Annotated in this window: 9 protein-coding genes; 4 read left to right on the forward strand and 5 right to left on the reverse strand. The window is 60.1% G+C overall.

The genetic code is table 11. The features are described from left to right. Positions 1-42 precede the first annotated feature (42 nt). Both gltB and ACQZ60_RS13355 read left to right on the forward strand, forming a co-directional pair. Positions 43-4,788 carry a glutamate synthase large subunit gene (gltB, locus tag ACQZ60_RS13350; RefSeq protein WP_020809055.1) on the forward strand — a complete coding sequence of 1,582 codons (4,746 nt, stop codon included), beginning with the start codon at positions 43-45 and terminating at the stop codon, positions 4,786-4,788. A gap of 181 nt (positions 4,789-4,969) precedes the next feature. Beyond that, positions 4,970-6,424 (forward strand): glutamate synthase subunit beta, encoded by a 1,455-nt coding sequence (locus ACQZ60_RS13355; RefSeq protein WP_020809056.1) that lies wholly within the window; start codon positions 4,970-4,972, stop codon positions 6,422-6,424. A gap of 84 nt (positions 6,425-6,508) precedes the next feature. Here ACQZ60_RS13355 and ACQZ60_RS13360 read toward each other — a convergent pair whose 3' ends face one another. The 4 genes from ACQZ60_RS13360 to ACQZ60_RS13375 form a co-directional block, all read right to left on the reverse strand. Continuing rightward, the gene (locus ACQZ60_RS13360; RefSeq protein WP_020809057.1) at positions 6,509-7,864 is read right to left on the reverse strand and encodes a sensor histidine kinase; all 1,356 of its coding nucleotides are present in this window, start codon (positions 7,862-7,864) and stop codon (positions 6,509-6,511) included. Further along, positions 7,861-8,535, reverse strand: coding sequence for a response regulator transcription factor (locus ACQZ60_RS13365; RefSeq protein WP_003519552.1), 675 nt, complete (start codon positions 8,533-8,535; stop codon positions 7,861-7,863). Before ACQZ60_RS13365 ends, ACQZ60_RS13360 begins: the two co-directional genes overlap by 4 nt. Before the next feature lie 248 nt (positions 8,536-8,783). Next, positions 8,784-10,019, reverse strand: coding sequence for an SGNH/GDSL hydrolase family protein (locus ACQZ60_RS13370; protein ID WP_020809058.1), 1,236 nt, complete (start codon positions 10,017-10,019; stop codon positions 8,784-8,786). Between the two features lie 63 nt (positions 10,020-10,082). Continuing rightward, positions 10,083-11,306 carry a lytic murein transglycosylase gene (locus ACQZ60_RS13375; RefSeq protein ID WP_448735428.1) on the reverse strand — a complete coding sequence of 408 codons (1,224 nt, stop codon included), beginning with the start codon at positions 11,304-11,306 and terminating at the stop codon, positions 10,083-10,085. A gap of 195 nt (positions 11,307-11,501) precedes the next feature. Here ACQZ60_RS13375 and galU point away from each other — a divergent pair, with 195 nt between their 5' ends. Further along, the gene (gene galU / locus ACQZ60_RS13380; protein ID WP_003519549.1) at positions 11,502-12,389 is read left to right on the forward strand and encodes a UTP--glucose-1-phosphate uridylyltransferase GalU; all 888 of its coding nucleotides are present in this window, start codon (positions 11,502-11,504) and stop codon (positions 12,387-12,389) included. 59 nt (positions 12,390-12,448) lie between these two features. On the opposite strand, the gene uppP is transcribed toward galU, so the two are convergent. Next, positions 12,449-13,948: a polysaccharide biosynthesis protein UppP gene (gene uppP, locus ACQZ60_RS13385; RefSeq protein WP_448735429.1), complete on the reverse strand. Its 1,500-nt coding sequence runs from the start codon at positions 13,946-13,948 to the stop codon at positions 12,449-12,451. Between the two features lie 419 nt (positions 13,949-14,367). Between uppP and ACQZ60_RS13390 the strand changes: the two genes are divergently transcribed. Next, entirely contained in the window at positions 14,368-14,733 is a 366-nt protein-coding gene (locus tag ACQZ60_RS13390) for a PAS domain-containing protein (RefSeq protein WP_020809352.1), read from the forward strand. Positions 14,734-14,801 lie beyond the last annotated feature (68 nt).

A 14,801-nucleotide genomic window follows, 5' to 3' on the forward strand; every position in this document is an offset into this window, starting at 1 on the left:
TTCGCATGAAACCATGCAAGTAATTTTGCAGGAGGGACAAAAATGACGAACAAGCCGCAGGCGGAAATCGCCGCCGCCACCCTGACCACAGACTGTCCCACCGCGGCTGCGGCCGCACCCGTTTCTGCGAAAGCGCGTTTCGCGGGCGGTTTGCCGGAAAGGCAGGGTCTTTACGATCCGGCCAATGAACATGATGCCTGCGGCGTTGGCTTCGTTGCCCATATGAAGGGCGCCAAGTCGCACCAGATCGTCAAGGACGGCCTGTTCATCCTTGAAAACCTGACGCATCGTGGTGCCGTCGGAGCCGATCCTCTGATGGGCGATGGTGCGGGCATTCTCGTGCAGATCCCCGACCGCTTCTTCCGCGAGGAAATGGCGGCGCAGGGCGTCACCCTGCCGAAGGCCGGTGAATATGCCGTCGGCCACATCTTCATGCCGCGCGATCCTTCCCGCATCGAGCACTACAAGAAGGTCATCGTCGACGTCATCGGCGAAGAGGGGCAGCAGTTCCTCGGCTTCCGCGATGTGCCGGTCGATAACTCCTCGCTCTCCAAGGCGCCGGATATCGCAGCGACCGAACCGCACCACGTGCAGGTCTTCATCGGTGCCGGCCGCGATGCCGCAAGCAATGCCGATTTCGAGCGCAAGCTGTTCCTGATCCGCAAGGTACTGTCCAACCGTATCTATGACGAGGGCGGCGGCAAGGAAACGCAGGATTTCTATCCCGTTTCGCTGTCGTCTTCGACCATCGTCTACAAGGGCATGTTCCTCGCCTATCAGGTGGGCGCCTATTACAAGGATCTGGCCGATCCGCGCTTCGAATCCGCCGTCGCCCTCGTGCATCAGCGTTTTTCGACCAACACCTTCCCGTCCTGGAAGCTGGCGCACCCCTACCGCATGGTCGCCCATAACGGCGAAATCAACACGCTGCGCGGCAACGTCAACTGGATGGCGGCGCGTCAGGCGTCGGTTTCCTCCGTGCTGTTCGGCGACGATATCTCCAAGCTCTGGCCGATCTCCTATGAAGGCCAGTCGGACACCGCCTGCTTCGACAACGCGCTCGAATTCCTCGTGCGCGGCGGCTACTCCATGGCCCATGCCGTGATGATGCTGATCCCGGAGGCCTGGGCCGGCAACCAGTCCATGTCTGCCGAACGCAAGGCATTCTACGAATATCACGCAGCGCTGATGGAGCCGTGGGACGGCCCGGCCGCCGTCGCCTTCACCGACGGTAAGCAGATCGGCGCGACGCTTGACCGCAACGGCCTGCGTCCGGCGCGTTATCTCGTCACCGATGACGACCGCATCATCATGGCGTCGGAAGCAGGCACGCTGCCCGTGCCGGAAGAGCGCATCGTCAAGAAGTGGCGCTTGCAGCCCGGCAAGATGCTGCTGATCGACATGGAAAAGGGCTCCATCGTTTCCGACGAGGAAGTGAAGCACGAGCTTGCCGCCAAGCACCCCTACCGCACCTGGCTCGACCGCACGCAGCTCATCCTCGAAGAGCTGAAGCCGGTCGAACCGCGCGCGCTGCGCCGCGACGTGTCGCTGCTCGACCGCCAGCAGGCCTTCGGCTACACCAGCGAAGATACCAAGCTCCTGATGTCGCCGATGGCGACGACCGGTCAGGAAGCCATCGGCTCGATGGGGACCGATACGCCGATCTCGGCCATGTCGGAAAAGTCGAAGCTGCTTTACACCTATTTCAAGCAGAACTTCGCGCAGGTGACGAACCCGCCGATCGACCCGATCCGCGAAGAGCTTGTCATGAGCCTCGTGTCCTTCATCGGTCCGCGTCCGAACATTCTCGACCATGAAGGTGCCGCCCGGGCCAAGCGTCTGGAAGTGCGCCAGCCGATCCTGACCAATGGCGATCTGGAAAAGATTCGCTCCATCGGCCACACGGAAGACCGTTTCGACACCAAGACGCTCGACTTCACCTATGATGTGGAGCGCGGCGCCGAAGGCATGCCTGAAATGCTCGACCGCCTGTGCGAGCGCGCAGAATCGGCCGTTCGCGGCGGTTATAACATCATCGTTCTCTCAGACCGCCAGCTCGGCCCGGACCGCATCGCGATCCCCGCCCTGCTGGCAACGGCCGCCGTGCACCACCACCTGATCCGCAAGGGTCTGCGCACCTCGGTCGGCCTCGTTGTCGAAACCGGTGAGCCGCGCGAAATCCACCATTTCTGTCTGCTGGCCGGTTATGGTGCCGAAGCGATCAACCCCTATCTCGCCTTCGATACGCTGCTCGACATGCACAAGCACGGCGCCTTCCCGAAGGAAGTCTCCGACGATGAAGTGGTCTATCGCTACATCAAGGCTGTGGGTAAGGGCATCCTCAAGGTCATGTCCAAGATGGGCATTTCCACCTACCAGTCCTATTGCGGCGCGCAGATCTTCGACGCCATCGGCCTTTCCTCGGAATTCGTCGAGAAGTATTTCTTCGGCACCGCCACCTCCATCGAAGGCGTCGGCCTGACGGAGATTGCCGAAGAAACCGTAACGCGCCACACGGCTGCCTTCGGCAAGGATCCGATCCTTGCCAACACGCTCGATATTGGCGGCGAATACGCCTACCGCATGCGCGGCGAAAGCCACGCCTGGACGCCGGATGCCGTTGCCTCGCTGCAGCACGCCGTGCGCGGCAACAGCCAGGATCGCTACCGCGAATTCGCCGGCATGGTGAACGAGACAGCGCTGCGCATGAACACCATTCGCGGCCTGTTCAAGGTCAAGTCGGCGGAAGCGCTCGGCCGCAAGCCGGTTTCCATCGACGATGTCGAGCCGGCGGCTGATATCGTCAAGCGGTTCTCGACTGGCGCCATGTCCTTCGGCTCGATCAGCCGCGAGGCGCATACCACGCTTGCGATCGCCATGAACCGTATCGGCGGCAAGTCCAACACAGGTGAGGGCGGCGAAGAATCCGACCGTTACATGCCGTTGTTGAACGGCAAACCGAACCCGGAACGCTCGGCCATCAAGCAGATCGCTTCCGGACGCTTCGGTGTAACGACCGAATATCTCGTCAATGCCGATATGCTGCAGATCAAGGTGGCGCAGGGTGCCAAGCCTGGCGAAGGCGGCCAGCTGCCCGGCCACAAGGTGGATGCGACGGTTGCCAAGACGCGTCATTCGACGCCGGGTGTCGGCCTCATCTCGCCGCCGCCGCATCACGATATCTACTCCATCGAAGATCTGGCGCAGCTGATCTACGACCTGAAGAACGTCAACCCGGAAGCCGATGTTTCGGTGAAGCTGGTGTCGGAAGTCGGCGTCGGCACGGTTGCGGCCGGTGTCGCCAAGGCGCGCGCCGACCATATCACCGTTGCCGGTTTCGATGGCGGCACGGGCGCTTCGCCGCTTACCTCGCTGAAGCACGCCGGTTCCCCATGGGAAATCGGTCTTGCCGAAACTCAGCAGACGCTGGTGCTGAACGGTCTTCGCTCGCGCGTTGCCCTGCAGGTGGATGGCGGTTTGAAGACCGGCCGCGACGTCATCATCGGCGCGCTGCTCGGTGCGGATGAATTCGGCTTTGCCACCGCGCCGCTGATTGCGGCCGGCTGCATCATGATGCGTAAATGCCATCTCAACACCTGCCCGGTGGGCGTCGCCACGCAGGACCCGGTTCTGCGCAAGCGTTTCAAGGGCACGCCGGAACATGTCATCAACTACTTCTTCTTCGTGGCCGAAGAAGTGCGCGAAATCCTCGCTTCGCTTGGCGTTACCAGGCTGGATGAGATCATCGGTGCTTCCGAACTGCTCGAGAAGGATGAGATGCTGGCGCACTGGAAGGCCAAGGGGCTGGATTTCAGCCGCATCTTCCACAAGGTCGAGGCTCCCAAGGAAGCAACCTTCTGGACCGAGCGCCAGAAGCATCCGATCGACGATATTCTCGACCGCAAGCTGATCGAGAAGTCCCTGCCGTCGCTCGAAAACCGCGAGCCCGTGGTCTTCGAAGTGCCGATCAAGAACGTCGACCGTTCCGCCGGCGCCATGCTGTCGGGTGCGCTTGCCAAGCGCTGGGGTCACAAGGGCCTGAAAGACGACACGATCCACGTCACCCTCAAGGGGACGGCGGGCCAGTCCTTCGGCGCGTTCCTCGCCCGTGGCATCACCTTCGATCTGGTGGGTGATGGTAACGACTATGTCGGCAAGGGCCTTTCGGGTGGCCGCATCATCGTGCGTCCGCCGGAAAACACCCGTATTGTCGCGGAAAACTCGATCATCGTTGGTAATACCGTTCTTTACGGCGCGATCACCGGCGAGTGTTATTTCCGTGGCGTGGCCGGCGAGCGTTTCGCGGTGCGCAACTCCGGCGCGGTCGCGGTTGTCGAAGGTGTCGGCGACCACGGTTGCGAATATATGACCGGCGGCATCGTCGTTGTTCTCGGTGAAACGGGCCGCAACTTCGCGGCCGGCATGTCCGGCGGCGTGGCTTATGTTCTCGACGAGAAGGGCGATTTCGCTACCCGCTGCAACATGGCCATGGTCGAGTTGGAGCCGGTTCCGGAAGAAGACGATATGCTGGAGAAGCTGCACCATCACGGCGGCGACCTCATGCACAAGGGACGCGTGGACGTTTCCGAGGACATGACGCGCCACGACGAGGAGCGTCTCTATCAGCTGATCTCGAACCACTTCCATTACACGAACTCGTCGCGCGCCAAGGATATACTCGACCGCTGGAGCGAGTTCCGTCCGAAATTCCGCAAGGTCATGCCGGTCGAATACCGCCGTGCGCTTGAGGAAATGGAGCGCATGCGCATGGGCGTGGCGGCGGAGTAATCCGCCGCGTGAGGATACTACACCAACTGGTCTCGCTGATGATCGCGGTCGCCGTCCCACGGCGATCACCTGAACGAGCGGCGAGACTGGATTTGAGTTCATCGTGCTGGGGGCGGCTTTTGGTTTCGCTTACTGGTACTGGGGCCCGACAGGCGCTCCGCTTTGATGTGAGGACATAAACGTGGGCAAGGTTACAGGTTTTCTGGAGATCGACCGGCAGGTGGGCAAGTATCAGCCCGCATCGGATCGTATCCGCCATTTCCGCGAATTCACCATTCCGATGTCGGATGCCGAGGTGCAGAAGCAGGCGGCGCGCTGCATGGATTGCGGCATTCCCTACTGTCATGGCCCGACCGGCTGTCCCGTGCACAACCAGATCCCCGACTGGAACGATCTGGTCTATAACAACAATTGGGAAGAGGCGATCCGCAACCTCCATTCCACCAACAACTTCCCGGAATTTACCGGCCGCGTCTGTCCCGCGCCTTGTGAGGAGGCGTGCACGCTGAACCTTGAGGATGCGCCGGTCGCCATCAAGACCGTCGAACAGGCGATTGCCGACAAGGCCTATGAGCTGGGCTTCATCGTGCCGAAGCCGGCGACGATCCACACCGGCAGACGAGTCGCCATCATCGGTTCCGGTCCTTCGGGCATGGCGGCGGCGCAGCAACTCGGCCGCGCCGGCCACGAGGTTCATGTCTATGAGCGCGAATCCAAGCCCGGCGGCCTGTTGCGTTACGGCATCCCGGACTTCAAGATGGAGAAGAACTTCATCGACCGCCGTGTCGAGCAGATCAAGGGCGAAGGCGTCACGTTCCATTGCGGCGTCAATGTCGGCGTCGATGTGACGGTCGAGGCGCTTCTGGCCGATCACGATGCGGTTCTTTATTGCGGCGGTTCGGAAACCCCGCGCCCGGCCGGTATCGGCGGCGGCGACCTGCATGGCGTTTACGATGCCATGCCTTACCTCGTGCAGCAGAACCGCCGCGTCGGTCGCGAAAATATCGACAGCGTCGGCTGGCCGGCCGATCCGATTCTTGCCGGCGGCAAGCATGTCGTCGTTGTCGGCGGCGGTGATACCGCATCTGACTGCGTTGGTACGGCTTTCCGTCAGGGTGCGGTGAAGGTCACACAGCTCGACATTCGCCCGATGCCGCCGGAAAAGGAAGACAAGCTGGCGGTCTGGCCCTTCTGGGCAACCAAGATGCGCACCTCGTCGTCGCAGGCCGAAGGCGCCATCCGTGAGTTCCAGGTGGCGACGCTCGAATTCGTCGGCGAAGACGGCGTGTTGACCGGCGTGAAGTGCTGCCAGGTGGATGACCGCCGCAAGCCGATTGCCGGCACGGAATTCATCATCAAGGCCGATCTCGCCTTCATCGCCATCGGCTTTTCCGGTCCCTTCACGGACAGCGTGCTGAAGGAAATGGACGGCAAGCTGGCGCTCAACACCGACCGTCGCGGTTCCACCAATGTGATCGCCAACGAAACGGACTACAAAACCTCGGTCGACAAGCTGTGGGCGGCGGGTGATGTGCGCCGTGGCCAGTCGCTGGTGGTCTGGGCGATCCGCGAAGGCCGCCAGGCGGCGCGTGCGATCGATGAGGCGCTGATGGGTGCGACCGTTCTTCCGCGCTAAGCACCGACGGTAATAAGAACCGGAAAGGCCTGTTGCAGACGCAACGGGCCTTTTCTTTTGGCTGCGAAAATGACGGCTTCTTCTTCAGCAATAGGGAAGGGCGATACGAAAGCACGCACCACCGGTGGAAGCATCGCTGATGGTAATCTCCCCGCCGTGATAACGGACGATTTCCTGCACGAGGTTGAGCCCGAGCCCGGTGCCGCGATCTTTCGGTCGCAGGCGGTGGAAGGCATCGAAAACCAGTTCCCGGTCCTCCTCGGGAATGCCATTGCCTTCATCGGCTATCTCGATCACCCGGCTTGCCGCCACCCTTATCGTGATCGTGCCGCGATTGCCGCCATGTTCGATGGCGTTTTGCACGATGTTCATCAGGGCGCGCTGCAACGAAGCGTCGTCGGCAAGGGCGAGGATCGGCTCTTCCTCCGGTTCGAAAGACAGCGCATATCCCTGTGATATGGCGAGCGGGGCCATATCGGCGACGACCGATCTGCACAGGGTGACAAGATCAAGGGGGACCAGAGGGGCCTTCTGCCCGCCGAGGCGCTGCAAATCGAGCAATTGTTCGGCCAGCACGGCGATACGGCTGGCATCCGCCAATATTCTGCTGCGGGCCGGGCCGTCCAGCAAGGTTTCCACCCGGGTCTGGAGAATGGCGACGGGGGTTCGCAATTCATGGGCGGCATCGAGAATGAAGCGCTTGTGCCGTTCGTAGCCATCGTCCAGCCGCTTCAATGCGCCGTTGACGGCATGCACGAGCGGCTGCACCTCCCGTGGAATATCGCCATCCGGCAATCGGTATCCGCGCCTGTCGATATCGATGGTTTCCGCCGTGCGGGCAATGGTGGAAAGGGCGCGAAATTCCCTGCGGATGATCCAGGGGATGGTCACGACCGTCACGATGGACATGAGAATGAGGACAGGCATGATCAATATGTTCGAGAACAACAAAACGGGGAAGGTCATGCTGAACGGCCCGCCTTTGCCGATCATGACGAATTCTCCCGCCGGCCCCGAAGCGCGGCGAACGACGGCGATGCGCACCACGGCGAGGTAGGAATAGGACAGCGCCGCGTCGCGCACGTCGGAAACCCTGATGTCGCTCAGCTGCTGATCCATGTTGCTGAATGCCTCGGGCACCTGCCCGCCCTGCACGATCTCACCTTTTTCGCTGACCGCGACGAACCAGAAATCGGAGGTATTGCTGCGCAGGTTGATGAATTCGGGCGTTTCTTTGAGAACCAGCCGATTGTCCTCATTCCGTATGATCGCGTTGGCGGTTATCTGGGCCGCCTCCGGGCTGAGCAGCGCGCTGCCTGCGCCGCCGCTCGACATATAGGTGACAATGGCGGCGGTGACGAAGAACAGGCTGCCGATCTGGAACAGCAGCAGTTGAATGGTGAGCCGGCGCTTGAGCGATTTTCTTCTGGCCAGCTTCACGAGGTTGCCCTCAGCAGGTAACCGACGCCGCGAATGCCGTGGACCTCAAGGCCCGCATCCGCGGCCGCCAATTTGCGGCGCAAGCGGGAAATATGGGAATCAAGTGCATTGGACTGGATCTCATCGTCGAAATTATAAACGGCTTCCTCAAGTAATGAGCGCAGCACCGTTCTGCCCTGTCGCCGCAACAGGGCTTCGAGGATCAGCAGTTCGCGTCTCGTCAGCGGAAGGAATTCACCCTTGATGCGCACTTCGCGGGTTTCGAAGCAGAATTCCAGCCTGCCCAGTTTTGCCGTCATCGTCACGGCGCCGGCCGGGCGGCGCATCAGGGCGCGAATGCGTGCAAGCAGTTCCTCGACAGCAAATGGCTTGGCCAGATAATCGTCCGCACCGAGGTTCAGACCATTCACCCGATCCACAAGCGCCCCCTGCGCCGTCAGCACGATGACGGGCGGGGTGACGGGCAGAAGCCGCAAATCTTCGATAAGCTGGATGCCGTCACCGTCGGGCAATTGCCGGTCGAGCACGACAAGGTCGTGGACGCCGTCCATGATGGCGTGACGGGCAAGATCGAGCGTGCCGACCGTATCCACGATAATATCGAACCGATGGAGCGCGGCGGACAGGGCTGCTGCCATTTCGCGTTCGTCTTCAACAAGCAGCAGGCGCATGAATTCATCTCGGTATTGTCCGGCGTACCTTCCGGAAAGGGGCGCGGTGAAAGGCAAAAAAACGACGGCGCCGCTGACGCTACGGACAAGCGAGGCGTCGCCGTCAAATAGATGTCGCCATGCAAAAAGGGGAGCGGGGATGGTGGATGGCCAACCCCGCATTCCTGCAAAGCTGTACCTATCCTGTCATGTGCGGATTGCCTAAACATTACGCCCGCTGCGGGGCGGTCAGGCCGCTGCGAAAGCGTCTATTGTTTTGCCTGTGTGGTATCGGGCGCCACACGATAGTCATCGATGCGGCCTGCCGGTGCATCGGCCATTTCGCCCCGCTTGGTCAACCTTTCGCGCGGCGATTCCACCACGGATACGCGTGTCGGTCCGGCGGCCAAAGGGGCATCGCCCAGCAGCTTGTCGCCGCCATCGAGATTGGGGTCGGTGAGACTGATAGGCTGGGTGCGCACCTGCCCGGCATCGATGCCGAGCGCGGGCAGGGAGGTAAGTGCCGGCAGATTGCTGCCGTCCAGTTTCACGAGGTCCGGCCCGGCGCTATCGAGGTGCCTGCGCACGAATTTTTCGACGTAAAAGGCAAGCTTGCGTTTGCCGGCCTGGGTCATGCCGATGCCATCAGCCTCGCGCAGGCGCGCCTGCTGGCCGTTCATGTCGTAGCCGGTAATGACGAATTTTCCCGCCTCATCGACGAAACCGTCCCAGACGTCCACGAATTCACCGCCATATTTCTCGACATGGCTGCGATAAAGCCGGTTGAAACCGACAAGATCGGCCGAAAGCGACGGCGACTGGAAGGCGGGCAGGCCAACCCACAAGAGCGGCACCTTTTGGCGTCCGGCAAGGGCCAGAAGCTCGTCGATCCGCCGCTCATATTCCTTGAACCAGACCTCCGTGCCGAATTTTTCCCTGATATCGCCGATCTGCATCTGCTGGCGATCGTTCGATCCCATCATGATGACGATGGTGGCCGGTTTGGTCTCGCTGATGAATTGCGGCAGGTTGGTGAACCAGTCGTAATAATCGGTACGGACGAGGCCGGAAGAACCATTGGCACGCACATCGACAGCGATTGCAGGCGAACTGGCGAAGGCATTGACCAGTTCTTCACCCATGCCGCCGGCGAGAAAATCGCCGATGACCAGAACGCGTCGTGCATTTTCAAGCTTGGCGGCAGGCTCCGGCTTTGCGGTTCGCATCTGCACCACCGAGGGCGCTTTTCTGGCGGGTTGTGGGCGGGTGACCGATCTTTCGCGCGGAGCAGACGGAAAGTCGCGGCGGTTGCGCGGCTGGTATTCGCGCCCGGATCCGCCATCGCGGCCCACCGGTCTGCCGAAGAGCATTTCAAACAGGGTGCGCCGTTGCTCCTGGGCGAAGCTTTCGGAAGGAACGAGCGGCACGGTAAGGACAGCGGAAAGAAGGACGGCGCAGAAACGCCAGCCGGTTCTTCCGTTCTTCGCCGCAGGTTTCCTACTCATGATATCAACCTTTCCGGATGCATCGGCGGCGCTCACGCCGCCGCCGAATTCACCGGCACATTATCAATTGCGCAGGGCTCTCAGCAACCGCTGCGACGGCTGGCCATCGGTTTCCATACCCATGCGCGACTGGATGGCGCTGATGGCGGCTTTTGACCCGGAGCCGAAGTTCCCATCCACCTCGCCGTCATAATAGCCGAGTTCCTTCATGCGGGTCTGCAGCTCGAATTTTTCACGAATGTCCAGCGTCCCATCGGGGCGCGGCCATTTCTGCTGCATGCCGCCATAACCGGCGATCTCATCCGCAAGCAGACCGACGGCGAGCGCATAGCTGTCGGAGGCGTTGTATTTCTTGATGGTGAAGAAGTTCTTCATCATCAGGAAGCCGGGGCCGTTTGCTCCGCCCTGCAATTTCAGCATGGCGCGATCGGAGCCGCGCGTGAAGTTCTTGCCGTTCGGGCGGGCAAAGCCGAGCTTCGTCCATTCCGCAATGGTCTTCGTCTGCCCTTCATAACGGGCGCCGCCACGCGGAACGGCGGTTTCATAACCCCAGGTCCGGCCGGGCTCCCAGCCGTTCTTGGAAAGAAGATTGGCCGCGGTTGCCAGCGCGTCCGGAACGGAGTGCCAGATGTCGCGCTTGCCGTTGCCATCCGCATCCACCGCATAAAGCAGGTAGCTGGTGGGAATGAACTGGGTGTGCCCCATCGCGCCCGCCCAGGAGCCTGTCAGCTGTTTCGGCGTGACATCGCCCGCCTGGAGAATCTTCAGAGCGGCGATCAATTGTGTGCGCGCGAATTTGGCGCGTTTGGGATCGGAATAGGCGAGCGTTGCCAGCGCCTGCGGGATGTTGTGCAGCCGCTCCGGCTTTTCGAGAACCGCGCCGTAATTCGATTCCATCGACCAGATGGCGAGAATGATGTGCTTGTCGACATTGAAGTTACGCTCGATCCAGTTGAGGGTCGTTGCGTGCTTCATCTTCATCTCGCGACCGATCCGCACCGTGTACGGATTGACGCGGGAATCGAGATAATCCCAGATCTGCGTGGTGAATTCCGGCTGGAAGGTGGCCTTGCGCAGCGCGTCGGGATCCGGCTCGCTGACACCGGCAAAGGCCTTCTGATAGGTCGCCTTGCTAATGCCTTCTTTCGCGGCTGTTGCATAGAACTGGTTGATCCACTGACGGAATCCCTGATCGGCGCGGGACGAAACGGGCGCCAGCGAGATTGCCAGGCCTGCAACCACCATGCAGCCGAATTTGCGGACATCTGAAAGGATCATCTTTGTCATCGTCTGTCTTTCGTTCTCTCGAATGTCATTTCGATTGCGAAAACGCATCGGGCGTCATCATGGATAACAAAAGAACGTCAACAAATTCTTTACCATTAATAGATGGTAGCGTCACCCTTTACAAAACGTTGTTATTTTTGAAATAACAACAGCGTGCGGGGATTGTGATCAAGTTTTATCTCTCAGGAGGGATATGTGGTAGAACAGAAGAAAATTCGGAAGGCCGTATTTCCGGTCGCAGGTCTCGGCACGCGTTTCCTGCCCGCAACCAAGGCGGTTCCGAAAGAAATGCTCACCGTCGTCGACAAGCCGGTCATTCAATACGTCGTCGATGAGGCGGCGGAAGCGGGCATTGAGCATTTTGTATTTGTCACCGGCCGCGGCAAGGCGGTGATCGAAGATTATTTTGATATTCAATTTGAACTTGAACAGATGCTGCGCGAGCGCAACAAGAATGCCGAGCTGACATTGCTGGCCGGCCTTCTGCCCAAGGCGGGCACCGCGAGCTTCACGCGCCAGCAGGTGCCGCTCGGTCTTGGCCATGCGGTCTGGTGCGCCCGTGATATCGTCGGCGACGAGCCTTTCGCCGTGCTCTTGCCCGATATGATCATGCATTCGCAGAAAAGCTGCCTCAAGGGCATGGTCGAACTTTACGACCAGACCCAGGGCAACGTCATCGCGGTGCAGGAATGTGCTCCCGACCAGACGCATAAATACGGTATCGTCGGCGTGGGTGATGCCGTGGGCGAAGGTTTCAAGATCACCGAAATGGTCGAAAAGCCTGCCAAGGGTACGGCGCCGTCGAATTTCTACATCAACGGCCGTTACATTCTTCAGCCCGAGATTTTCGACATTCTCGAAAATCAGGAGCGTGGCGCCGGCAACGAAATCCAGCTGACGGACGGCATGCTGACGCTCGCGAAGTCGCAGGAATTCTCCGGCTATCATTTCCGTGGCCAGACCTTCGACTGCGGCGCCAAGGATGGTTTCATCCTTGCCAACGTCGCCTTTGCGCTGGAGCGTGGTGATATTCGCCCTGCGATTGAAGAGCCGATCAAGGCCCTGATCGATGGGCTGAAGTAATCTACCAGAACAACAACGGGATCCCGGCCTCAGCGCCGGGATTTCTTTTTGGCCGGAGCCTATCGCTTGAGGACAAGTCCTGCGCCGACGCGCAGCTCACTGCTGTCGTAAACCGGCGTCCACTGGTAACTGACATCCGCCGTCAGGTCGAGATAGCGGTTGAGCCCCCAGGTCAGGCCGGCGCCTGCGGTATATTCCACGGCATTTTCCGTGTCGGAAGAGGGGAATGTGCGATGTACGATCTGCCCCGTCAGGCGGGCAACGAGGTTGCTGCGCAATTCGTGGGTCAGGCCGGCATCCAGCCGATAGGAAATCCAGCCTCCCTGCGGTCCACCGGCAAAGTCCTCTATCGTCGTGCGCAGGCCGAGATTGACATTCGTGCCGCGCTGGGGTGACCAGTTGAGTTCGCCATCCAGCGTCAATGCGCCGATCGAGGCGAGGCGATCGTCGTCATATTGCTTGCGCAGATAACCGATGGCGGCCTCGCCGCGGGTCTTCTCGCCAAGATCGACTTCCGCGCCGACCTTCGCCCCATAGGCATTGGAGGAGCGCGCATAGCCCGAATTGTCGAGACGCCTGTCATATTTGGTCGTCCCGGCATTCAGTTCGAGGAAGGGGATGAGCGCCGGCGACAATTCATAACCGATGCGTCCGCGCAGGTTCGCGCCGTTCTGGTCGCGGTCACTGAGGCTGATCGGCCGGCCGTCGACGCCTTTCGCATCCGTATAGACCGTGCGTGAGAGATCGAGCGCCGCCAGGCCGCGCAGCTTGCCGAAATCCCGCTCTATCGATGCGCTGGTGGTGAAGCGGTGTTCGCCGCCCTGCACGGCAGCGCCGGTGAGAGCATTGGGGTCCGTCGTGTCCTCGCGGCTGAATTCGTAACCGGCCTTGAGATTGGCCGTCGTTTCTTCACCGAGATCAAGGCGCAGATCGGCCTCTATCCTTGCCCGGGGTTCTTCGCCGTCCTTGTCACTGCCGAAGTTCCTCTCCCAGGCGCCGTCGCCCGTCACCGTCAAAGCGTGGCGGGACCAGTCGCTGGTGAGCGTACCGCGTATGCCTGTCGTCAGATAGTTGCGTCTGGAAGGGCCGCCGGTATTCGTCTGCTTTTCCGTATTGATCGTCTGGCTGATCGAAGGCCGCAGCAGGAATGTGCCGAGCCGGATGCCGGGCGTCTGGCCGGGTTCGGTCGCTATCCGTGGATTTTCGCCACCGTCCACCGTCGGCTCATAGGGATTTTCGGCCTCGGCATAGGGTTGGCCCGCTTCGTCCTGCTGTTCGTAAATCGGATCGCCGGGATTGTTGGACGGACGCCAGAGTTGCGGTGCGGGCGTGGGTGTAGCTGTGGCAGGGACAGTGCCAGTGCTCACGCCATTGTCCGTCGCCGGTGTGGGTGAAGCTGCTCCGTCGACGGCAGAAGCGCTGCCCGGCAAGACTGGTATGGCTGTTGTTGCAGTCTGCGCGAAGGTGTTTCCCTGCGGGTAAAAAATCGTGCAGGCGAGCAGCAGGGTTGCTGCTTTCCGCGACGTCGGCAGACGTGTGGCGGTGCCCTTCACGTTCATTCCTTTTCACCCGGCGAGTTTGGCCGATGCCGGATCGAAGGACCACCAAGACATCTCCTCAGGCCCGATGAGTGACAGGCCGATGAAATGACGTGAAGAAACCAGGGACCAGACAGGCGACGCAAGTTTTAACATCGCTTTAACAATAGGTTTTTTATGGTTAACAGTTGATAAAGATCGCCGGGATTTCAGTGTTATGGCAGGGGCGCAAAGCCAACGGCGCCGATCATCGGACCCGGCGGGCCGATTTCCCCCGTCACCATGACTGGAGGAAAATGGTCAAGAATGCAAAATATTCCTAATATGAGAAGATTAAAACGTTTCAATTCGGCACGGAATCGCCCTATAGTTTATAGGGGCTGATCTTCTATTGCTCAGCAAGTGGTATTGAATTTTATTTTGTGTGACAGCGTCGTTTCATGAATCCCGTTTTGAACACCAAGCAGGTCGGTTTTTATTGTTGGGATATTACCAATGACCGTTTCTATCTAGACGAAGTATGTGCTGAACTCTTCGGGATTCCACTGCGGCAGGCGATGCAGGGCATCAGCATTTTTCAGATGCTTGAAAAAGTGGACCTGGATCATCGAAACCGTGTGATTGAAACGGCTTTGATTACCCTCAAGGCCGCGAGTTTTTATAATCAGGAATATGCCGTGCGCCGCAGCGACGGCTCGGTCTCATGGGTAAGGACGCTCGGGCGATATCTGGTCGACGAGGAAAACATCCCTTTCAAGCGGCTTGGAACGATGGAGGAGATTTCTCCGCCGGACCGGCGTCATTGATGATATGTCGTTATACCGAAACCGTTGAACATTTTCGGACGACATCTACTAAAACCCGGCGCTGGCCG

The sequence above is a fragment of the Agrobacterium sp. 22-223-1 genome, from assembly GCF_053522385.1.